At 62.6% G+C, this 20,866-nt stretch carries 19 protein-coding genes; 14 read left to right on the top strand and 5 right to left on the bottom strand.

The annotated features are described in order from the left end of the window. The first annotated feature begins 6 nt into the window (after positions 1-6). The 13 genes from LK12_RS00310 (at position 7) to LK12_RS00255 (ending at position 13,260) form a co-directional block, all read left to right on the top strand. Complete coding sequence (locus LK12_RS00310) at positions 7-372, top strand: response regulator (protein WP_039278022.1); 366 nt, start codon at positions 7-9, stop codon at positions 370-372. 74 nt (positions 373-446) lie between these two features. Then, the gene (gene cheB, locus LK12_RS00305) at positions 447-1,472 is read left to right on the top strand and encodes a chemotaxis-specific protein-glutamate methyltransferase CheB (RefSeq protein ID WP_039279930.1); all 1,026 of its coding nucleotides are present in this window, start codon (positions 447-449) and stop codon (positions 1,470-1,472) included. Then, the gene (locus LK12_RS00300) at positions 1,463-2,329 is read left to right on the top strand and encodes a CheR family methyltransferase (RefSeq protein WP_039278019.1); all 867 of its coding nucleotides are present in this window, start codon (positions 1,463-1,465) and stop codon (positions 2,327-2,329) included. Before cheB ends, LK12_RS00300 begins: the two co-directional genes overlap by 10 nt. A 148-nt stretch (positions 2,330-2,477) precedes the next feature. After that, positions 2,478-4,256, top strand: coding sequence for a methyl-accepting chemotaxis protein (locus LK12_RS00295; protein ID WP_052223042.1), 1,779 nt, complete (start codon positions 2,478-2,480; stop codon positions 4,254-4,256). 343 nt (positions 4,257-4,599) lie between these two features. Continuing rightward, positions 4,600-5,031 carry a CBS domain-containing protein gene (locus LK12_RS00290; protein WP_039278015.1) on the top strand — a complete coding sequence of 144 codons (432 nt, stop codon included), beginning with the start codon at positions 4,600-4,602 and terminating at the stop codon, positions 5,029-5,031. Positions 5,032-5,042: 11 nt separating this feature from the next. Further along, complete coding sequence (locus tag LK12_RS24470; protein ID WP_156135335.1) at positions 5,043-5,210, top strand: hypothetical protein; 168 nt, start codon at positions 5,043-5,045, stop codon at positions 5,208-5,210. A 26-nt stretch (positions 5,211-5,236) separates the two neighbouring features. Further along, positions 5,237-5,470 carry a hypothetical protein gene (locus LK12_RS00285; protein WP_039278010.1) on the top strand — a complete coding sequence of 78 codons (234 nt, stop codon included), beginning with the start codon at positions 5,237-5,239 and terminating at the stop codon, positions 5,468-5,470. Positions 5,471-5,571: 101 nt separating this feature from the next. Further along, the gene (locus LK12_RS00280) at positions 5,572-6,180 is read left to right on the top strand and encodes a flavodoxin family protein (RefSeq protein WP_039278008.1); all 609 of its coding nucleotides are present in this window, start codon (positions 5,572-5,574) and stop codon (positions 6,178-6,180) included. Between the two features lie 130 nt (positions 6,181-6,310). Then, positions 6,311-7,543, top strand: coding sequence for a TolC family protein (locus tag LK12_RS00275; RefSeq protein ID WP_052223041.1), 1,233 nt, complete (start codon positions 6,311-6,313; stop codon positions 7,541-7,543). Beyond that, a complete protein-coding gene (locus LK12_RS00270; protein ID WP_039278004.1) occupies positions 7,536-8,708 on the top strand; it encodes an efflux RND transporter periplasmic adaptor subunit in 1,173 nt (390 codons plus the stop codon). The genes LK12_RS00275 and LK12_RS00270 overlap by 8 nt, the downstream gene beginning before the upstream one ends. 94 nt (positions 8,709-8,802) lie before the next feature. Continuing rightward, entirely contained in the window at positions 8,803-10,341 is a 1,539-nt protein-coding gene (locus LK12_RS00265) for a glucan biosynthesis protein (RefSeq protein ID WP_052223159.1), read from the top strand. Then, complete coding sequence (gene mdoH, locus LK12_RS00260; protein WP_052223040.1) at positions 10,338-12,242, top strand: glucans biosynthesis glucosyltransferase MdoH; 1,905 nt, start codon at positions 10,338-10,340, stop codon at positions 12,240-12,242. Before LK12_RS00265 ends, mdoH begins: the two co-directional genes overlap by 4 nt. A 70-nt stretch (positions 12,243-12,312) precedes the next feature. Continuing rightward, complete coding sequence (locus LK12_RS00255; protein ID WP_052223039.1) at positions 12,313-13,260, top strand: SDR family NAD(P)-dependent oxidoreductase; 948 nt, start codon at positions 12,313-12,315, stop codon at positions 13,258-13,260. 478 nt (positions 13,261-13,738) lie between these two features. On the opposite strand, the gene LK12_RS00250 is transcribed toward LK12_RS00255, so the two are convergent. From LK12_RS00250 to LK12_RS00230, 5 genes are all read right to left on the bottom strand, one after another. Then, positions 13,739-14,893 (bottom strand): efflux RND transporter periplasmic adaptor subunit, encoded by a 1,155-nt coding sequence (locus tag LK12_RS00250; protein ID WP_052223038.1) that lies wholly within the window; start codon positions 14,891-14,893, stop codon positions 13,739-13,741. Next, positions 14,893-17,256 carry an ABC transporter permease gene (locus LK12_RS00245; protein WP_039278001.1) on the bottom strand — a complete coding sequence of 788 codons (2,364 nt, stop codon included), beginning with the start codon at positions 17,254-17,256 and terminating at the stop codon, positions 14,893-14,895. Before LK12_RS00245 ends, LK12_RS00250 begins: the two co-directional genes overlap by 1 nt. Then, entirely contained in the window at positions 17,253-17,897 is a 645-nt protein-coding gene (locus LK12_RS00240) for an ABC transporter ATP-binding protein (RefSeq protein WP_231568163.1), read from the bottom strand. The genes LK12_RS00245 and LK12_RS00240 overlap by 4 nt, the downstream gene beginning before the upstream one ends. 471 nt (positions 17,898-18,368) lie before the next feature. Further along, a complete protein-coding gene (locus tag LK12_RS00235; protein WP_039277997.1) occupies positions 18,369-19,034 on the bottom strand; it encodes a LuxR C-terminal-related transcriptional regulator in 666 nt (221 codons plus the stop codon). A 193-nt stretch (positions 19,035-19,227) separates the two neighbouring features. Continuing rightward, positions 19,228-19,806: a polysaccharide biosynthesis/export family protein gene (locus tag LK12_RS00230; RefSeq protein ID WP_052223158.1), complete on the bottom strand. Its 579-nt coding sequence runs from the start codon at positions 19,804-19,806 to the stop codon at positions 19,228-19,230. A gap of 434 nt (positions 19,807-20,240) precedes the next feature. Between LK12_RS00230 and LK12_RS00225 the strand changes: the two genes are divergently transcribed. Then, complete coding sequence (locus LK12_RS00225; RefSeq protein ID WP_039279909.1) at positions 20,241-20,858, top strand: sugar transferase; 618 nt, start codon at positions 20,241-20,243, stop codon at positions 20,856-20,858. Positions 20,859-20,866 lie beyond the last annotated feature (8 nt).

Here is a 20,866-nt window from a genome sequence, read left to right as displayed (position 1 = left end):
GACCCCATGAAGACCTGCCTGATCGTCGATGATTCAAGCATGATCCGCAAGTTTCTGCGCACTTCCCTCGAATCGCTGGATTTCGCCGTCAGGGAAGCGACGAACGGGCAGGAGGCCATTGCCCGCTGCGAGGAGAGCATGCCCGACGTGATCGTGCTCGACTGGCACATGCCGGTGATGACCGGTATCGAATTCGTGAAATTGCTGCGCCAGGGCGGTCATGCCGACCAGCCGAAAGTCGTGTTCTGCTCGACGGAGAACGACCTCGACCACATTCGCACGGCCATTGAGGCCGGCGCCGACGAATACGTCATGAAGCCTTTCGACCGTGAGACGCTGCACATGAAACTTCAGCTCGTGGGGGTCGCCTGAGTCCGCCAGCAGTGACGCGGTCGTCATTCAGGAAAGATGCGGTCGTGGGTCGCGGGCCAGAGTCCGTCCGGCTGATGATCATCGATGATTCGCTGGTCGCTCGCACGGCGCTGCGGCGGATGCTCGACGGCGTCGCGGACCTTGACGTCACGGCTCTCGCCAGCACTGCCGAGAATGCGCTGGAAACATTGCGTCGGTGCCGGGTGGACGTCATCCTGCTCGATCTCGACATGCCTGGAATGGGTGGTCTCGAAGCGTTGCCGCAAATCATTGAGCGCGGTCGAGGTGCGCGTATTCTGGTCGTTTCCTCGCTTACGGTCGACGGCGCGGAACACACGCTCGCTGCGCTTTCGCAAGGTGCGGCGGATACATTGCCCAAGCCCGAGGCACGCGGCCTTCGCGATGGTTACCGTGAGATTCTGATCGGCAAGATCCGCACTCTCGGGCGCGCGGCGCAAGAGCCGATTCCTGCGAGTGTAGTGCCTGTTCGCGCTCCGCAGCCGCGTTCATCGCGGCCCGCCGGAGCATTGGCCATCGGGGCCTCGACGGGTGGCATTCACGCCCTGACGAGCCTTTTTGCCGCCCTCCCATCGCGACTGGGCATTCCCATCTTCGTGACCCAGCACCTTCCCAGTCGTTTCATCCCGGCCTTTGCGCGCCAGCTGCAAAGCGCATCGGGCTGTCACACGGTCGTCGCCGAGCACGGGATGTTTGTCGAACGGAACTGCATCGTGATTGCGCCGGGTGATGCGCACCTCACATTGGACAACAGGTCGGGGCGGCTGACTGTTCAGCTGGATCGCACGCCCGCCCCAAGCGGGTGCATGCCATCGGTCGATCCGATGTTTCATTCGCTGGCGGATGCGATAGGCGATCAGGCCCTGGGCATAGTTCTGTCAGGCATGGGGCGTGATGGCACCGAGGGGGCGGCGAGCATCGTGGCGGCTGGCGGCACCATCCTTGCACAGGACGAGCTCACATGCGCGGTATGGGGGATGCCGCGCGCAGTGGCCGAAGCGGGGCTGGCGTCGGCGATACTTCCTCCGGGGGAGATTGCATCTCGCATAACTGCCAGCGTCGGGTTCGCCGTATGCAGATAAGCGAAACCTCCAAGCGGATACTGGCTGACCTGCTCAGGTCGCAGACCGGCCAGGATTTTCCGCCCAACCGGCGCTGGCGGGTGGGTACGGCGCTATCGGGACTTTGCCGCGAACACGGGATTGCCAATCTCGACAGTCTGATTGCGAAACTGGGCATGTCGCAGCGGTCGGCGCAGGCACACACCCTGGTGGAGGCCCTGCTCAACAACGAGACCTATTTCTTTAGGGATCGCGCCATGTTCGACCTGCTCGCGGGTCGGGTGCTTCCCGATCTCGCCGAGGCGCGAGCATCGACCAAAAGCGTCAGGATCTGGTCGGTAGGATGCTCGAGCGGGCAGGAAGCGCTTTCGCTCGCCATGCTTTTCGCGGAGCAGGAATCGCGCTGGGCCGGGTGGACGATCGACATTGTCGGTACCGATGTATCGACTTCCGTCGTCGAGGCCGCACGGTCGGCTTGCTACACCCAGTTTCAGATCCAGCGCGGCCTTGCCGTGGGTCAGATGGTCAAGTGGTTCGAGGAAACCCCGCAAGGCTGGCGCGCCAAGGAAAAGCTGCGCCGGATGGTGCGCTTCGAAAAGCACAACCTCCTCGATCCGCCGCCCAATCCGGCCCATTTCGACATCGTGCTTTGCCGCAATGTCCTGCTGTATTTCGACGACGTGACCCGCGCGCGCGCGTTCGAGCGGCTGGCTGCGGTTCTGGCGCCGGACGGCTGGCTGCTGCTCGGCGCTGGTGAAACGTCGCTTGGCCAGAGCGATCGCATCGTCCCCGATCGCGATTTGCGCGGCTTCCACCGGTTGGCCACGTCCGCTCGTGCGCAGCGGACGGCCGACCTTCCGCGTCGGGCCGCGGGCTGACCCAGGGCGCTCGGTAAGCGGCTTGGCCGAATTAAGCCTTGTTTAAGTGCATCGGATTACCTTGCGCTATCCCCGGGTGCATGCGGTGTATCGAGGCCGGAGCCGGCGGGGAACAAGGGGGAATAAAGTGCTGATGGGGAATCCTGCAATGTCGGATATGACCTCCGTGCCGAAGCGCAACTGGTTTGGCCGCCAGTCGATTGTCACGAAGATGCGCGTCGTCATCTGCGTTTTCCTTGGTCTTTCTTTCGTCATCGCCCTGTCGGGCTGGTTCGTGCTCTCCACGATCCAGCGCAGTGCGGTGGAGTCAGCCCAACTGAACAATTCCGCCCAGCTCGTGTCCGGCGCCGCCGGCAACATCAATGAAGCGCTGCTGCAGGCCGGCCTGTCCTCCCCGGACGGCGCCTCCGCGCAGGCGTCCCGGCCAGGCAGGCTCCTGGGGGAAGCCAGCGACAAGTTGGCGAAGGCCCGGCTTGGTCTGGAATCCGTCGATCCTGAAGTGACCCTGGCTTTCGAACAGCTGGATCGGGCCCTCGGAGAATACCGCACAAAGGTTTCCGCGAACGGCCGGGTGACCGACGACGCGGGGCAGGGCTCCGACCTCGCCGGCAGGGCAACCGCACTGCAAAACGCATTGGCCAGCCGTGCCGAGGCGAGCCAGAAGGGCAGCGCTGCTTTCGTCGGCTGGAGCGAATTCGTCATGTTCGCCTTTGCGCTTCTGGCGGCCCTCAACGGTGTATTCGCCCTCGTCCTGACGCGCCGCGACATTACCGGGCCGCTTCAGGACATGTCCCGAGCCATGCTGAGGCTTGCGGACGGCGACAACGACATCACCGTCCCGGGGACGGACCAGACCAACGAGATCGGCGACATGGCCCGCTCTCTCGAAGTCTTCCGCCGCGGCTATCTCAAGCTCGATCGCATGCGGACCGAGGCCGCCGAGGCGGCAAAGGCGGAAATCGAACGGCAAAAGGAAATCCAGCGTGAACGCGAAGCGCTGCGTGCGCAGCAGAACGGCGTGTTGCTGGAGCTTGCCGAAAAGTTCGAGCAGACCGTCGGCGATGTCGTCAGCAGCGTTGCCGCGGCCTCCAGTCAGCTACAGCTTACCGCAAGTTCGATGGCAGCGGCCGCCGAACAATCGGCCAATCAGACCGCAGAAGTCTCGTCCGCGATGAACGAGGCATCGGCCGGGGTGACCGCGGCTGCAGCGGCAAGCGACGAATTCGCCATGTCGATCAACGAGATCAGTCGGCAGGCCGCAACCTCGGCGGAACTCGCTCGCAAGGCCACGCTCACTGCCGCAGATACCGACAGCATCATCTCCGCACTCGCCAATTCGACCGAACAGGCAGGCCAGATCGTCAAGCTCATCTCGACGATAGCGCATCGAACCAATCTGCTTGCGCTGAACGCCTCTATCGAGGCGGCGCGCGGTGGAGAGGCCGGCAGGGGTTTCGCGGTGGTCGCGTCCGAAGTGAAGGAACTCGCGGATCAGACCAGCAAGGCCACGGAAGAAGTTGCCCAGCAGATCCGCGATATTCAGGAATCCACCGATTGCAGCGTCGCGGCCCTGCGGGCTATCGAAAAGGACATCGAGGAACTGGAAGCGACCTCGGTGTCTATCGCCGCTGCCGTGGACCAGCAATCGGTCGCCGGCCAGGATCTGGCCCGAAGCATAGATCTCGCTGCACGCAGCACTGATGATGTGACATGCAATGTCGAGCAGGTTCGCGAGACATCGCTCGCGACCGGCGCTGCCGCTGCCCAGGTCCTGACTTCGTCGACCGAGCTCGAAAACCAGGCTGCAACGCTGAAGGCCCAGGTCGAGCAGTTCCTGAACCATATCAGGAAGTCCGAGCAAGCGCATGATGCGGGCACGGAAATCTCGCAACAGTCGAACGCGCCAGCCAATCTCGAGGCCGCGTAACCGAGCGCTTGGGAGGGAGCGGGACGCTTCCGCTCCTTTCTGGGCGCCGTTGAACGGCGACGGCGCATTCCAAGATTGCTCGATGGGAAGTCCACAAGCGACACCCCGAATGCGCCTCTGGGCAACCCCCGTGGACTTGCGAATGCTGCCTGCCGGCAAAGGGCCATAACCTGCCCGGCCGCGGGGCAGCGGTGAGTGAGCAATCGACATCATAGCGAAACGAAACCGTCGTGTTGTAACGAACGGTCCAGCAGAGATCACGCCCTGCCGCTAACGCGGGAACGGTTTTGCCCTGCGGTGCGCTGAGAAGACAGAAAGCCGCGCAAAACCAAAGGAGCAATCGATGAATGTTTCGCAATGCATGACCAGCATCGTCGAGACCATTCGCCCCGACCAGACCCTGGCCGATGCGGCGCGTGCGATGGAAGCCGGCGATTACGGTATTCTGCCCGTGGCCGAGAACGACAGGTTGGTGGGCATGATCTCGGATCGCGACATCGCCATTCGCGGAATCGGATGTGGTCATGGACCGGAGACGAAGGTTTCCGAGGTGATGAGCAGCGACGTGCTCTACTGCCTCAGCGACGCCGACGTTGACGACGTCATGGCGAACATGGGCGAGACCCAGGTCCGGCGCATGCCGGTCATCGACGAACGCAAGCACATGGTCGGTATAGTCTCGCTCAGCGATTTCGCGCCGTCTTCCGCTTCGCGAACGGGCAAGTCGCTGTCTGAGATCACGCGGCCTTCGAGCAAACATTCGCAATCCATCTGAAGGAGGCTTTGATGAGCAAGAAGACGAATCCGGCCGAAGATCATGGGCCCGACAAGAGCCCGGCGCACCAGACCGACGAGGCCAAGGGATCGCTCAAGCACGAGCAGGTTACCGACGACACGATGCGGCAGAAAGACTTGCCGCGCGGGAGCGAGAAGGTGACCGGCGACCAGAGCTGAGCGTCGAAAAGCAAAAGGAGAGTATCATGCCTCAACGACAATCAAGGCATCCCGACAACGAGCTGATCGACAGCATGGCGGAGGCGCCATCGCAGCAAAGCAGCAGCGGTGGCAATGTCGCCCGCGATGTCGGCAAGCGAGCAGAGGAACAATCGCTCAAGCAGGGCGAAGGGGTCGAACGCGTCACCGGGCGCGACCATCCCGCCGAGGACGCCCGCAAGGGCGGCAAGTCCCTTTCGCAGATGCAGGGCGGGGGCTGAACGCCATTGGCGGCTTCCGGCGCCCTTGCACCGAGGGGCCATGACATATCGATGAAAGGGGAAGGTGTATTTAGCGCGCCGCGCGCGGAAAGGACAGTCGAGTGAACCTCAAGGTACTTCCCCTGAATTGCACACTGAAGGCAGACCCGGCGGAACCTTCGTCAACCGACGCCCTGATTGCCGTGCTGGCCAGGGAATTCGAAAAGCTGGGCGCGACTGTGTCCACGCCGGTCAGAGTGGCGGCCAAGGATATCAAGCCGGGCGTCACCTCGAACGAGGGCAGTGGTGATGCCTGGCCAGAGCTACGGGATGAGATTTTTGCGCACGATATTCTCATTCTGGGCGGCCCGATCTGGATGGGTCAGATCAGCAGCGTGACCAAACGCGTGCTCGAGCGCATGGATGCGTTTTTTTCAGAGACCGACGAGAAAGGGCGCATGCCGAGCTATGGCAAGGTCGCGGTCGCGGCCATCGTCGGTAACGAGGACGGCGCGCATTTCTGCTCGGCGCAAATGTTCCAGGCCCTTAATGACGTGGGCTGGACGATCCCTTCGGTGGCTGCCTGCTATTGGGTGGGAGAGGCTATGGGAGCAACGGATTTCAAGGACTTGTCAAAGACTCCTGACAAGGTGTTGCAGACAGCGGGGATGGTTGCGGGCAATGCGACGCATCTTGCCGGCATTCTGAAATCCTCCCCCTACCCCGGGTGAGGGGGCAGGCGCTGAGCGCGTTCGCGGCTCGCGCTGGAATGTCTGGTAGCCGAGAACCCTCGCAGAGCGTCCGAGCTGTAAGAGAAACCGCGCGTTTGCCTTGTTATGGAACGTTGCTATCGCAAGGGTCGTGCGCGAATCCTTCCCCCCGTTCCGCCGACTGGCGCTGCTGTTGATGCCGCTTATCGCCGCAGGGTGTTCCCACGTTTCATCCGAGACAGGTGCCGACGCGCCGGTGGCCCCGCCAGTGGAGGCGGCAGACGGCGAGGGAAAAGACGAGGCGCCCGGTTACTGGTGGCAAGAGACCGGTGATGCAGTCATGTCGGATCTGGTCGACGAGGGGCTCGACCAAGATCGGAAAATGGCGTGTGAAGCAATCGGTCTGCGTAATGAAAGCGCTCGCAGCGAAGCACGTGGCAAGCGGCTCGACGTGAAGATCGGCCGTCTGTTCAGCACACGAGACAGCGAGGCCGACGATGCGCTGCATCTTGCCCACGCTTATCGCCACGCCGAACATCGCGCCCAACTCGCAGCCGATATCGCCGAAGCCTACATCCGGGTCCGGCGTCTTCAGGAAGTCCTGGCCCTACGCAAGAGCTTGCACGACCAATATGCCGACAATGCGCAAATAGCGGCATTCCGGCGGGAGGCCGGTCTCGTATCGGGCATAGATACCGGCCTTGCAGGGTCGCTTCTCGCGGTGAGCGAGACGGGCCTGCAAACGACCCGGGAGCAGTACCAGGAAGCCGTGGCCAATCTTGCGCGGATCTCCAATACGGACGCAGAGAGGCTGCATCGCGTGATCGGGGAAAAGGGCAAGCTTCCCGATATCGCGATCAAGCCCCCGGGGCCCGACGAACCGGATCTTGCCCGGCGGGCGGACCTGCTCTCCTTGCGACATCAGCTTATCGCTCAGCTCATTCGACAGGGAATGGAGCCCGCCACGCTGGATGTGACGGACGCAGCTGAAAGCGGAGACAGCATTGGCGTGAATTTCGCGACCCAGGCCCGCGTCGCCTACCGCTCGGCTCGCGAAGCAGCGCTGGCTGAGGTGGTGCGCGCGCGAAAAGCAGTTGCTGCGGCGGCCCAGCGGGAGGCGGATCTGGTACAGACAGCCGTTCAGGCCCGTCGCACCGTAGAGGAGGCGCGTCTTGCCTACCGCAGTGGAACGGGCGACTTCGCGACACTGTTCGTGGCTGAGGCGGCGGCACTCGCCATCGAAGAAGCCAAGGTCGCCGCCCGCGCCGATCTGGCAGATGCCACGATTCGAATGTGGAGCGTGCTGGGCGGGGGTTGGGAAAATGCGGATCTGACCCCGGCGGTTCCGGAACAGGATTCGGGCGAGGTGCTGGTCTGTGAGTGAGGACAACGATCACGGCCATTCTCCGCTGGACGCGCTGCTGGGCGCAAGCCCCAGGCGAGGACGCCGTCATCTCGCCGCGGTAGTCTTGCTTGCAGTCGCCCTCATTGCCTCGGCCTTTCTGGCGTATCGGTTTTTGCGCGGCAACGAGAGCCCGTACTATTTCGCCCCCGCCGAAATCGGCGACCTGACCCCGCAAGTTTCCGAGCGCGGGGTCGTGCGGGGGAGTCGGGATCTGGCAGTTCGGGCGAGTCTTGACGGAACCATCACCCGTCTTCCCGCGGCACCAGGTGGCCCCGTGCAGCGAGGGCAGGAACTGGCGCGCATCGACGCTGGCCCGGCCAAGCAATTGCTGGAGGCCGACAAGGCCAGGCTTGAGGCAGCCAAGGCCGACTTGGAAGCGGCATCGGTCATTGCCGATCAGAAAGCCGGCGTGCTTGCACGTTTTGAGCGAGTCTGGGCGAAATCGGGGGGACGCGTGCCCGCGCGCAACGAGATGGAAGATGCCCGGGCCGAAGCTACCCGTAGCAAACAGGCGCAGAAAGCGGCGCAGGATCGGTTGCATGCCGCTCGCATGGCGCTCGCGGCTCGGCGCAAGCAGATCGAAGACAGTGTGCTTCGTGCCCCTTTCAGCGGATTTCTGTCGAAAGAGGATGTTCAGGTCGGGCAATACGTGCGCGAAGGCACCCTGCTTTTTCGGCTGACGCCAGAGGATGATGCCCTGGAGATAACTGTCCCCTGGGTCGACGGCGGTGCATCGGACCTCAAACCGGGTGCCAGGGCTGCCGTTCGTGTCGAAAGCCTGCCCGACAGGACGCTGGAAGCAAGGTTGTTGAGGATCGAGCGTGAAAGGGGCGATCCGAAAGCGACATTCCTTCTGGAGAATCCCGGCACACAAGTGATCCCCGGCCTGCAGGCCGAGCTGGAAATCGCCTTGCCCGCTCGCCGCAATGTCTTGCTGGTCCCTTCGGCCGCGCTCGAATTCGCGCCCGAATCCTCAACTGATCGCACGCGAGCGCAAGTTTATCTCCTTGGGGAGGACGGGACCCCGCAGCGTGTCTATGTGACCGCCGGCGCAAGCGACGGCAGGCGGACCGAGATTTTCTCCGGTACCATCAAGCCCGGTGCGCAGGTTATTATCGGAATGCGAGACGCGCCACAGGATTGACCCGATCCAGGGCAACCTTTCGGTGTCTTCTGCGTATCACCGTGCATTGGCGAACCCATTTTCCAGGATGAATGCGATAGCTGAGCCCTTTGCCATGTCCGAAACGGTGGAGTCCTGTTCGGTTCCCTTCCATGAGGCGGGATCTGCGGACGGCGTGACCCGCAGAGAAGCAAGCGCCTGGCTTGCCGCCGCTATCGGCATGGCCACGTTCCCGATGTCTCTCGAAGCTGCGAGCGGCCGCTTCGGCCCGCCAGAGGCCTTTTCGTGGGAGTGGCTTGTCAAACAGGCGCGCCGCCTCGCTGCGACCGGCTATTCCGCACCGGGGCCGGCACGTCATCAGGCCACCGATTTCGATGCTTTCGGCAAACTTGCCTACGGTCCGGCCGAAACAGTGGACGGTACCATACGGCTGTTTCCGGCCGGGAAGGGCATCGCTCCCCACGCGGTTGCCATCCATCTCGTGGCGAATGGACGGGCCCGTCAGCTGATCGACACGAGAGGCCTTTTCGTGGGCAACAAGAGCGTCGATCCGGCTGGTTTTCGTGTCATGGCGGCAAGCGGGGCCAGCGACTGGCTGGCATATCTGGGCGCATCCTATTTTCGCGCCGCCGGCTCGCGGAACCAGTACGGGCTGTCCGCGCGGGGCGTTGCGATCGATACGGGCACGGGCAATCCCGAGGAGTTTCCCGTTTTCACGTCGTTCTGGATTGAGCCGCTCGGTGCGGCGCACGTGCGGATTCATGCCCTGCTCGACGGACCGAGCCTTGCCGGAGCCTATGCCTTCGACTGCCGCAACGATGCCGGGGGTGTGCAGCAGGATGTTCGCGCCAGCCTGTTCTTGCGCCGCGATATCGACCGTCTCGGAATTGCGCCTGCCACCAGCATGTACTGGTACGACCAGCATGACACCCGCGCCGACTGGCGGCCCGAGATTCACGATTCCGACGGGTTGTCGATCTGGTCTGGCACCGGCGAGCGCATCTGGCGTCCGCTCGAGAACACGCCGAATGCGCGCGTCACGACGTTTCGCGCGGATCGCGTCAAGGGATTCGGCCTGATGCAGCGCGATCAGGTATTCGATCACTACCAGGACGATGGGGCCTTCTACGACCGGCGGCCATCGCTTTGGGTGGAGCCATCGCGCGACTGGGGAGCGGGCAGCGTCATGCTCTATGAAATGCCCACCGACACCGAGACGCAGGATAATGTCGTCGCATTCTGGGTAGCCGATGCCCCAGCCCGTCGCGGCGAACGGCGCGACCTTGCCTATCGCCTGACCTGGACTTCACGGGATCCGGTGGATGACGGGAATGCGCGCTGTGTAGACGTGTTCGAAGGGCCCGCCGGCAGGCCCGGCGATCCACCCGTGAAGGGCGCGCGCAAATATGTCTTCGACTTTGTCGGGTCGGTGCTGGCGGGGCAGGGACGGAACGCCGGAATCGATGCTGCGACGGACCTGCCCGACGAAGCGGTGCTCGCTCTTGCGGCCTATCCTGTCGCGGGCATCGATGCGCGTTGGCGCGTCATGGTCGACTTGCGCCCTTCTGCGGCGCCTCGGCCGGAATTCCGTCTTTATCTCAGGCGCGGGGCTACCGCGCTCAGCGAAACCGTCATCAAGATGATCGAGTCATGACCACGCCAAAAGAAACCTTGCGCCTGCTTCCGGATGAAGCGCCACTGGAAATGCCGGTTCAGCGGCTGCATGGCAGCGCCCCCGGATCGATCGAGGTGGAGACGCAGCCTCCAGGAATGCTGGTGAAGCGCCTCTTGCTGATCGCGCTGACGGCCGTGCTGGGCCTCGCGGCTTCGAGCGAACTGCGCTTCACGTTCTCGCGCGATGGGCTGGACCTGTTCGAAGTGCTTCTGCTGTTGTTTTTCGTGCCTCTATTCAGCTGGATCGCATTCGGCTTCGTGAACTCGGCAATCGGGTTCGCGAAACTGATCAGCGGCGAACACCCCGGCTTTTCCGCAATTCCCAGCCCAGCGTCGACACTGCGTCATCGCACGGCGGTGCTCATGCCGGTCTACAATGAAAGCGTCGAGGCGACTTTCGGCCGCGCTCGCGCGATGGCCCGCTCGATCCATGAAGCGGGGGGCGGCGACTGGATCGATTTCTTCGTGCTCAGCGATTCCAATGAATTGCACGGCAAGCGGGAATTGGCGGTCTGGCGCGAGGTTGCCGCCGAAGCGCCGATCCCGGTCTATTATCGCCGTCGCGAGAAGAACATTGCGCGCAAACCGGGCAATATCGCAGAATGGGTCCGTCGCTTTGGCGCGGCCTATGAATGCATGCTCGTGCTCGATGCGGATTCGGTGATGAGCGGGGATGCCATCGTCGGGATGGCAGCGATCATGGAGGAACGGCCCTCGATCGGTTTGCTGCAGACCGTGCCGATGATCATCAACGCCCGCACGCTGTTCCAGCGCTGGATGCGCTTTGCGAGCGAGGCCTACGGCCCGATCGCCTCTGCAGGGCTGTTGTGGTGGTCGGGGTCCGAGGCGAATTTCTGGGGGCACAACGCGATCGTGCGCACCCGTGCCTTTGCCGAAAGCTGCGGGCTGCCGGAGTTGCCCGGCAAGGGTCCGTTCAGCGGCCACATCATGAGCCATGACATGCTCGAATCCGCGCTGCTGCGCCGTCGCGGCTGGGCCGTGCACATGGTAATGATCGGTGGCAGCTACGAGGAATACCCGCCCACTATCGTCGACCATGCCATTCGCGACCGGCGCTGGATGCAGGGCAATCTGCAGCACCTGCGACTACTCGGGACGTCCGGCCTGCACTGGACCAGCCGTCTGCATCTGCTCATCGGGGCTTCGGCCTATCTGACATCGCCCGGCTGGCTCCTTCTGCTGATTGTGGCCATAGCCCAGGCCATGGGCGGTGCGGGTGAAGGTCTGGCGAGCGTCGCTCCGCCCAGCGTTCTCTGGCTGACTGTGCTGCTCTTGTTCGGACCGAAGGCGATGGGTTTGATCTGGATTCTGGCCGACAAGGGGCGCCGGCGGGCTTTCGGCGGGCCACTGGCGGTTCTGCGCTCGGTGGCCGTCGACGTGCCGCTGGCGATGCTGTTCGCACCGATCGCGATGGTGACGCAGACCAAGGCGCTGCTCGGCATGCTGCTAGGCATTTCCACCGGCTGGCATACCCAGGCCCGCGAGGCGCGGCGCATACCGCTGCGTGAGATCATCCCCGACTTGCGCGAACACCTGGCGCTCGGCCTGATCTTTGCAGCGACGGCTTGGGTCGATCCCGTGCTTGCCCTTTGGCTTTCGCCGCTGACGCTCGGCCTGCTGCTGTCCCCCTGGGTCGTCAGCATGACATCGGACGGGGGACGAACTGGCCGGCGAGAAGGAAAAGGTCTGTTCGCAGTACCCGATCCCGACATTACGCTTCCGTCAGAGGCTGGTGGCGGAGAACCGGATCCACGGAATGACATTTCCACCGATAGACTTGCGCTCGCCTCGCTGTCGGGATCGAACCTGGAGGCGATTGCGGGAGCAGCGGGTGAAAAGGTCCGCTCGCCGGGCAAATAGGCTACCTCTTCGACCTGACGCGGTTGCGCACAGTCATGTATGGCAGTGCTCAGCGCAAGGGGAGATAGCCATGGAAGAGCTGCGTTTCGACGGTCGAACCGCAATCGTGACCGGTGCGGGCGGCAATCCCAGTCTAGGCCGCTCGCACGCGCTGTTGTTGGCTGAACGGGGCGCCAATGTCGTCGTCAATGACATCGGCCGGCTTCCCGCCGGCCTCGGTTACGAGGGTGAGGCCAATGCCCAGGCCGTCGTCGAGGAAATCCAGGCAGCCGGAGGCAAGGCCGTTGCCTCTACGAACAGCGTTGCCACGCAGGAGGGCGCGGACGCAATCGTTGCGACTGCCCTCGAAGCCTTCGGAACGGTCGACATCCTGGTGAACAATGCCGGGATCTGTCCGGTCGTGGCCTTTGAGGAGATGGACCCGGCGGACTTCAGGCAGACGATCGAAGTCAATCTTATGGGAACGGTCCACACCTGCCGCGCAGCCTGGGGTCACATGAAGGCCACAGGTTACGGACGGATCGTGAACATCTCCTCGGGCTCAATGGCCGGGTTCGCCTGGCAAACCGCCTATGCGGCGGCGAAGGGCGGGGTCTATTCGCTTACCCGTGCGCTTGCGGCTGAAGGCGCGGAGCATGGCATCAAATCGAACAGCGTAATTCCGGGAGCACTGACGCGCATGGTTTATGCGGCGCAGGACGAGGCGTCGTCGTCCTTCATTGCCCATGCCAGGCAAAACCTGCCACCCGAAATCGTATCGCCGGCTGTGGCCTTTCTGGCACACGAGAGCGTTCCCTTCACAGGAGAGTGCATCGAATCAATCGGCGGCCACGTGGCGCGCTTCTATCTAGCGCGTACGCCCGGTTTCGATGATCCGGCTATGACGCTCGAAACGCTGGCGGACCGCTGGGAGGACGTGTTCGCCGGATCGCCGCAAGGTGTCTCTCGTCACGACGATGCGGACCCGCGCGACTGGAGCATAAAACCCTACAAACCGGGCTGGTTCGAAACCACCTGACCGCCGCCGCGCCTGCGGAATGAAGAGCCGGGGGTGCTGGATTTGCCGAATACCAAGGGCAGAGGTCTATCAGTTGTGGAGCAGGCACAGGAGGGAGGGACACGTCCCTCCTATGCCCGCTCCACGTTCCCGCTGACGGCAGAGCCGGCATGCGGGAACGGTCACCTCGGGATGCCTTTGCTGCGCGTGCAGTCACACGCGTTGCAGGACAAAAACTCATTGCGCCCGCGCGACAGATTAGAACTCACATAGCCTCGCAACAGAAACTACGTGGCGATTGACTTCACCTTATCGCAATTTTGGGTCGTTATGTACAGTTGTTCATCGCTGTGCCGATCAGAAACAGAATATCGCCGTCGCGTATCCGAGATCATCTCTCGGCAGGTCAGCAGGGCCGTTCCAATTTCGATCGCGCGGACACGCAAAGTTCAAGTGCGGCGCGGATATTACAGGGCGATGAAAACGAGAGGCTTTGCGTTCAACGGGCCTCCACCCGTTGACCGTCCTCAAGATCGTTTGCCGGATTGAGGACCACGCTCGTACCGTCGGTGAGGCCCTTTACGACTTCGGCAAAAACATCGTTGATGTGATCGATTTCCACTCGACGCTCGCGTGTCCTGCCACCTTCGACGGTGAAGACGCGCCATCCCCCGTCCTTGCCGCGGAAGAGGGCGCCAATCGGGACGCGCACGGCATTCGGTTTGCTCCAGATGATAATGGTGGCATCGATTTGATAGCCATGGCCGAGGCGTGCCGCATCCTGCGCGGCCGCGTCGTCGAAGCCGACGATGACGTTGACCCGTTGTTCCTCGATGCCAAGCGCAGAGACCTTGAGCCTTCCGAAGGGTTCGACGTACCTGACGTGGCCGGTCAACGGCTTCGGTCCGCCCCATTGGGTGATCTCGACTCGATCGCCCGGCTTCACGCGCACCGCCTCGCGCGACAGGAGGTCTACGACAGCCTCGATCTTCGCGGGATCACCGATGGTGACGAGAGGAGTTCCTTCGGTAATGACGCCTTCGCTCTTTTCGGTCACGAGCAGGACCGATCCGTTCGCCGGGGCGACGACGGGTACAGGCGCCCCCCGCGAGGCTCGGCCCGGCTGGGCAAGCGAAGCCTCGATCCGCTGCACTTCTGCGCGCGCCTGCGTCAGCGCTGCTTCGCTGTTGGAGGCGTTGGTGCGCGCCTCCTCAAGCTGCGCGCGCGAGGTAATGCCTTCAGGTGCGAGCGATTGCGCCCGTCCCAGATCGCGCCGGGCCTGGGCGAGGGTCGCGCGCGCGCTGCGTTCAGCCGCCCGCGCGGCGGAAAGGGCACCGCGCAGTTCGTCCTGGGCGCGTCGGTCGAGCGGCGGCGCCGGGCGTCCGGTCATCCGGGTGATGATCTGGCCTTTCTCGATCCGGTCGCCGGCTTGGAGCGATATCCTGGACGTGAACCCGGTGACCGGAGCGGAGACGACGTACAGTTCCTTCTCCCGCGTCACACCGTCGTCGGTGATGCCGACCTGCATCGGGCCTTTGCTTACGGTGCCGATGTCGACCGGCTCGGCTTCTGGCCAAAAAGCGTAGGCGAAGGCGACGAGCAGGACAGCGCCGACGACGAGGGCCCAGCGCCAGCGCTTGATGAAGGCACCCATCACTCGCGGGCCTTCAGTACGCGTACCATGTCAAGCCGCATCACGCGCCGGGCGACCAAAAGCGCCGTGGCCAGCGCCGCGATCAGCACGACCAGCATGGCGAAGCCGTAGCTCGCGCGCGTGGCCGCATAAGGCAGGCGGAAAAGGTCGGAGCTGAACATGGCAATCATGAGTTGGGCCATTGCGTATCCCAGCAAGCAACCGAGAGGGAGAGACAAGACAACAAGCAACCCTATTTCGCCGAGCAGTACAACCGCGACCTCGTTGCGTTGATAGCCCAGGACCCGCAGCGTGGCGAGTTCGTGGGCGCGCTCGGAAAACAGGATGCGTGCGCTGTTGTAGACCACGCCCACGGCTATGGCCGAGGCGAAGGCGACGTAGAAGCTGATCATCGTCAGGATATTGTTGTCGATCACTTCCGTGAACTTCTTCAGTGCGGCCTCGCGCTCGGTTACGCCGAGCACGGCCGGCATGTCCTTGAGCTGGATCAGGATGCGATCTCGTGCGGCTGGATCAATGCTGAGCAGCGCGGCCCCCACGGGAGTGGCGTCTCGCACGATGTCGGAGAGTGTGGATTGGTTGGCATAGGCGCGGGCACCAACGACCTCGTCGATGACGCGCACCAGCGGCAGCACGGTCCGCGTCCGGCGCCCTCCAAGCAATTCCACGCCAATCGGATCGCCGATCCGTGCGCCGAGCTTTTCTGCAAGCTGACGGCTGAACATCAGCCCCGCCGGCGGTAGTGAGATGATTTGGTCTTGGCTGTCGATCCTTGCGGTCAATCGCGAATTGGTCTCGGTGCTTTCTATCGCCGCGCGCTCGGTGCGGCTGCCGAGACGGAACTTGACCGGCACCGCCCGGGTGGCCTCCACGCGCAGTACACCCGGTATTTGGGCCAGCGCGTGTATCGCATCCTCGTTGCGCGCCTCGGTGAAGGTGACAGTCAGGTCCTGATGCTGGGCGCGGGCGAAGACCTGGTCCAGCATGCTGCGGCTGGCGTCGATGAACTGGATGGTTGCGAACAGTAGCCCTCCCGAAAGGGCTACTCCCAGAATGGTAATGGCCGATCGGCCCGGCCAGCGCGCCATGTGGCGGGCGATCATGTGGCCGATTGCGGTAAAGCCGGCGAGACTTCCTATCCGCTCAACCGCGCCGGCCCGGTAGACCGGCGGTGGAGGCGGGGACATCGCCACCGCTGGTTGCAGCTTCATGGCCGAGCGCACGCCGCCCAGCGCCCCGAGCGAAGCCGCGCCTACCGCCAATGCACCGGCCTCTATGAACACGCGCGGAGAGAGCTGGTACTTCAGGAACGGGAAACGGTAATATTCGGCGTAGAGGCGGGTCATGGCCTGGCCCATCCATATGCCCGCCAATGCTCCCAGGATGATCGCCATCGCCGCAATGGCCAAGGCGAATTTGAGGTAATGCGCACCAATCGCCCGATTGGAATAGCCGAAGGCCTTGATCAGCCCGATTTGCTCCCGTTCGGTGCGGATCATCCGGCCCAGTACGATATAGACCAGGAATGTCGAAACCAGCAGAAAGATTGGCGGGATCACGCGCGTCATGGCCCCCAACTGCTGGAGCTCGCTGTCTAGAAACGCGTGGGAAAGGTGGTCCTCGCGGCCGTAGGCGCCAGTGCCGCCGTAGGGCGCGAGTATCGTGTCGACCTTTCGGATCACGTCGGCTCTCAATGCACCGCGGCTGAGAGTGAGCGAGACCGAATTGATCGCCTCGCGCCGGTCGGTGGCGGCTTCCAGCGCCTTGCGCCCCATCCAGAAGATACCGAAGCGCGACTCGTCCGGAACGAGATCACCCGGTGCCAGCGCGTAGATGTAGTTGGGGGCAAGGCCGATACCGACGATGTCGAGGACTTCCCTGCGGCCATATATCTGTGCCGTGATCTTGTCGCCGATATCGAGGCCGTTGGCCTTGGCGAAACTCTCGCCGACGACGGCATCGCTTGCGTGTCCCGGACGGGGAAGCGTCCCCTTGCGAAGCGTGATGGCATTGAGATGCGTGCGGCCGAATTCGTCGACCGAATTGATAAGGGCGCGCACCGGCTCGTTGCGGTGTGGGAAATCCAGCGTCGCGTATTGTACGATATTGCCCTCTGCACGCTGTACACCCGGAATCCGGGCGATGCGCGCGACGGCGCTGCGGGGCGCGCGGGTCATGCTCGCAAAGACATCGGCGAAGTGATTGCGGGCGTAATAGGCTTCGCGCGTCGCGCTGAGGGACCGGTGGACGCCGACCGAAAGTACGAAAGTGGCTGTGGCTGCCGCCAATACCAGCGCAATGGCGAAGGCCTGTCCTCGCATGCGCCACAGGTCGCGCGCCAGCTTGAGGTCGAGGGCCGTCACCAGCTGATCCTTGCAGGTTCGATCGGCTTTTCGTTGATCTCGACCCGTCCGATCTGGCCGTCGCGGAAATGGATGACGCGATGAGCCATGGCCGCAATACCGACGTTATGCGTTATGATGACGACAGTGGTTCCCAGCTCGGCGTGTGCACGCTCCAGCGTTTCGAGCACGCGCACCCCGGTACTGCTGTCGAGCGCGCCGGTAGGCTCGTCGCAGAGCAGGACGCCCGGTCGCTTGGCAATGGCGCGCGCGACGGCGACGCGCTGTTGCTCCCCGCCGGAAAGCTGTGCGGGATAATGATTGCGGCGTTCCTCCAGGCCGACCAGCGCCAGTGCTTCGGAAGGTGCCATCGGGCTGTCGGCGATATCGGTCACCAGCCTAACATTTTCCTCCGCCGTCAAACTGGGGATCAGGTTGTAGAACTGGAAGATGAAGCCGACCTCCGCCCGACGATATCGGGTCAGGTCCCGGTCATTGAGCGCGGTGATTTCGGTGTCGCGGTAGTAGAGCTTGCCCGACGTCGGGCGATCGAGACCGCCGATTATGTTGAGCAGCGTGGACTTGCCGCTTCCCGAAGGCCCGAGCAGCACCAGCATCTCGCTGCGGGGCACTGCGAAATCGATGCCGCGCAGGGCATGCACGACAGTTTCGCCGGTCTGATAGGTCTTGTGGAGATCCGACCCTCTGAAAGCGAGATCAGCCGCAGCGTGTTTGTCTGTGGTGCCGGCGATCGTGACCTCCCCTGAAACTGCCCGCCTGCGGATAGTTTTCCTGTCCCACCCAAGCGTGCTGTCATCCGGAGACGCAGGGCACGGAACGCGATGCAGGTTCGATTATCGAAACAGCTTTCGACAAACCTTGCGCGGCGTCAACATGCACCCGCCGCCAGATCATCTCAGGGCGGGCCGTTGGCCACCTCGGTCATGAACAGGGGCCGGGCAGGCAACCGCCAAGGGCATGGAAGGGCGCCATGCCGTCTGGATCGGATGGCCCCCACGTAGCCTCGCGCCAGATCGACAGGCGCCGGGAAATAGAACGGGCGGCCGGAAATCATCCGGCCGCCCGCGGTGTTTGATGTCGGTTTGCCTGGTACGTATTGCCGAAGAGGTCCTTCAGCAAGCCAACCGCGTGTCGTGTATACCGTTGGAGCTGGCCCAGATGGCCGCTTGGGTCCGGTTGCGCACCTTCAGCTTGCGAAGGATCGCCTTGACGTGAACTTTCACGGTGGCTTCGCAAACGTCGAGCTGTCGGGCAATCGACTTGTTGGGATATCCGGCCATCAGGCAGCACAGAACGTCGTGTTCGCGCGGCGACAGTTCGGGGGCCGGATTGGTCTTTTCCTTCTCGACCGAGAAGCTGGAAGAGCCCAACTGGGGGCGCTGGTTCAGCGCTTCGGCTAGGTTGGGAGGGATGAACATTTCACCCAGCGCGACGAGGCGAAGCGCGATCATCAGCGGTTCGGAGCGCTTCGACTTAACGATATAACCGCGAGCGCCGGACTGGAAGCAACCGACCATCGCATCGACGTCGAAATTCTCCGTCAGGATGACGGTCACTGCATTCGGTGCGATCTGTTTCAGATCTTCTACGGCACCGCGCTGTTGTTCTATATCCGGCACGTCAATGACTGCCAGAAATGAATCACCAGACAGCGAATCAGGAATGTCGTCCAGACCTGACGCTGAACAGATTACGTCGAATTCTTCTGATTTTAAGAAATGATAAAGTCCTTGACGCTCAAGGTCATTTTCACAAACCAGACAAACACTCTTAAACATCGTCGCCCCCCTTTAATTCCTGTGGGCACCAGGAATCGATGATCCCTGTGAATTATGCGACTCGAACTAATTGATGTTTGAAGAGAGCATCGTGCATTTCGGGGGATGAATCAACTTTGTTAATTGACATTAAGTGCATGGCTCCGTTGTCCCAAATCGGGACTCCGGAGTCCAGTAGTGGAACGCGCTGGGCTTAGAAAAAGGCTTCGCGCACTTCGATCGTGTCACCCGGCGCCAGCTTGAGCGGTTGACCTTCCAGCTTTACCCGTCGTTTCGATCCCCAGTCCTGGCGGCGCAGGTAGATCGTGCCCTTGTTCGCACGCGCGGTGAATCCGCCTGCCTGGGCTACCGCCTGCTCGAAAGTGATCTCACCGCTGTAGGCATATTGTCCGGGTTTGTTGACCTCGCCGAGAATGTAGAAGGGGCGGTGCTCGATAATCTCTACGGATACCCGCGGCACCAGCACGTATTCGCCGCTTTCGAGCTTGTCCGCGATGATCGTGGCTAGCGCCTTGGGCGTCTTGCCGGCAGCGGGAATGGGATCCAGCAGCGGAAGGGCGAGATCGCCATCGACCCCGACCTCGTACTCGCCCGAAAGGGTGGGTTCGTCGAAGACCGTGACTTTCAGCTTGTCGCCCGTGGCCAGCCGGTAGCCGTCGGTAAGTTCGCTGTTGGCTTCGCTAACGCTGATGGTGGGCGCGCCTGCATTGGCCGGGAGTGGCAGCAGCAGTGCCGCGGCGAGCGCGGCTGCGACCGTGCGAGAACGTATCATGCTCTTGTTTCCCTTCCTGCCATTCATTGCCGTCCTCCTTGTCGCAGGGATTCGGAAAAATCGAATCGGGTGATCTGCGCACCCGTCAGACATCACAGTAAGAGCCTCTGTGAAGGCAAGAAATTATCCAGAGGGGGGGAATGGGGGGCGGCCATTAATTGCTGCCTACCCATCCGAATGAGCCGCCGATACATCCAATGCCCGGTTGAGATGAGAGCCAATCTGGGAAATCGTCAGGGCACGTTCGGTCTTCGCTTTCGGAGGCCGGTAAGTCCATTCCTCAACCCTTGCGGTAGCCTTATACGATGCATCGCCTTAAACTCGATTTGAAGCAAACGCATAGCGGACTGGCGGAACGGCCGTTCGCTTCGTCGGCTGCAAGTGAGGCTGAACGCAGTGTCATCCTCAAAGCCCCGAAACCGGCGTCGCCGGTCGTGCAGCAACGATTCGACACACGACGCCTGATCGACATCGTCGTCAGCGCCAGCCTGATCGTCTTGTTGATGCCGGTGCTGTTGCTGATCACCCTGCTTATCGTCGTAACCGATCCCGGGCCGCCGATATATTCGCACCGCCGCGTCGGCCTCGGGGGCAAGTCCTATGGCTGTCTGAAGTTCAGGTCGATGTGCACCGGGGCCGAACGGCGCCTGGACCAGTTGCTGGCCAAGGATCCGGTACTTCGGGAGGAATGGCTGCGCGATTTCAAGCTTGCGAATGACCCGCGCGTGACGCGCGTTGGGCGGTTCCTTCGCCACACGAGCCTCGATGAGTTGATGCAACTCTTCAACGTGCTGGCCGGCAGCATGTCCTTGGTTGGTCCGCGGCCCATCGTCCGTGAGGAACTCAAGCGCTATGGCCGCTTTGCGGACCATTACATGAGCGTAAAGCCCGGCCTCACCGGGCTTTGGCAGGTTTCCGGACGCAGCAGTGTTTCCTATCGACGCCGCGTTGCCGCTGATGTCCTTTACGTCAGGTCGCGGTCATATGCGCTGGACATGCGCATCCTGTTCATGACAGTTCCCGCGGTGCTGCTCGCCAGAGGTTCTTGCTGATGCAGCGG

This window comes from Novosphingobium malaysiense (genome assembly GCF_000802225.1).
In the GTDB taxonomy this organism is placed as follows: Bacteria; Pseudomonadota; Alphaproteobacteria; order Sphingomonadales; family Sphingomonadaceae; genus Novosphingobium; species Novosphingobium malaysiense.
The sequence above is the reverse complement of the archived record's forward strand: the minus strand, read 5'-3'. Positions and strand labels throughout refer to the sequence as shown.

Bases quoted from the DNA above. Each gene is read 5' to 3' on its own strand.
- LK12_RS00310 (WP_039278022.1), top strand. From the start codon at position 7: ATGAAGACCTGCCTGATCGTCGATGATTCAAGCATGATCCGCAAGTTT.
- cheB (WP_039279930.1), top strand. From the start codon at position 447: ATGATCATCGATGATTCGCTGGTCGCTCGCACGGCGCTGCGGCGGATG.
- LK12_RS00300 (WP_039278019.1), top strand. From the start codon at position 1,463: ATGCAGATAAGCGAAACCTCCAAGCGGATACTGGCTGACCTGCTCAGG.
- LK12_RS00295 (WP_052223042.1), top strand. From the start codon at position 2,478: ATGTCGGATATGACCTCCGTGCCGAAGCGCAACTGGTTTGGCCGCCAG.
- LK12_RS00290 (WP_039278015.1), top strand. From the start codon at position 4,600: ATGAATGTTTCGCAATGCATGACCAGCATCGTCGAGACCATTCGCCCC.
- LK12_RS24470 (WP_156135335.1), top strand. From the start codon at position 5,043: ATGAGCAAGAAGACGAATCCGGCCGAAGATCATGGGCCCGACAAGAGC.
- LK12_RS00285 (WP_039278010.1), top strand. From the start codon at position 5,237: ATGCCTCAACGACAATCAAGGCATCCCGACAACGAGCTGATCGACAGC.
- LK12_RS00265 (WP_052223159.1), top strand. From the start codon at position 8,803: ATGTCCGAAACGGTGGAGTCCTGTTCGGTTCCCTTCCATGAGGCGGGA.
- mdoH (WP_052223040.1), top strand. From the start codon at position 10,338: ATGACCACGCCAAAAGAAACCTTGCGCCTGCTTCCGGATGAAGCGCCA.
- LK12_RS00255 (WP_052223039.1), top strand. From the start codon at position 12,313: ATGGAAGAGCTGCGTTTCGACGGTCGAACCGCAATCGTGACCGGTGCG.
- LK12_RS00250 (WP_052223038.1), bottom strand. From the start codon at position 14,893: ATGGGTGCCTTCATCAAGCGCTGGCGCTGGGCCCTCGTCGTCGGCGCT.
- LK12_RS00235 (WP_039277997.1), bottom strand. From the start codon at position 19,034: ATGTTTAAGAGTGTTTGTCTGGTTTGTGAAAATGACCTTGAGCGTCAA.
- LK12_RS00230 (WP_052223158.1), bottom strand. From the start codon at position 19,806: ATGATACGTTCTCGCACGGTCGCAGCCGCGCTCGCCGCGGCACTGCTG.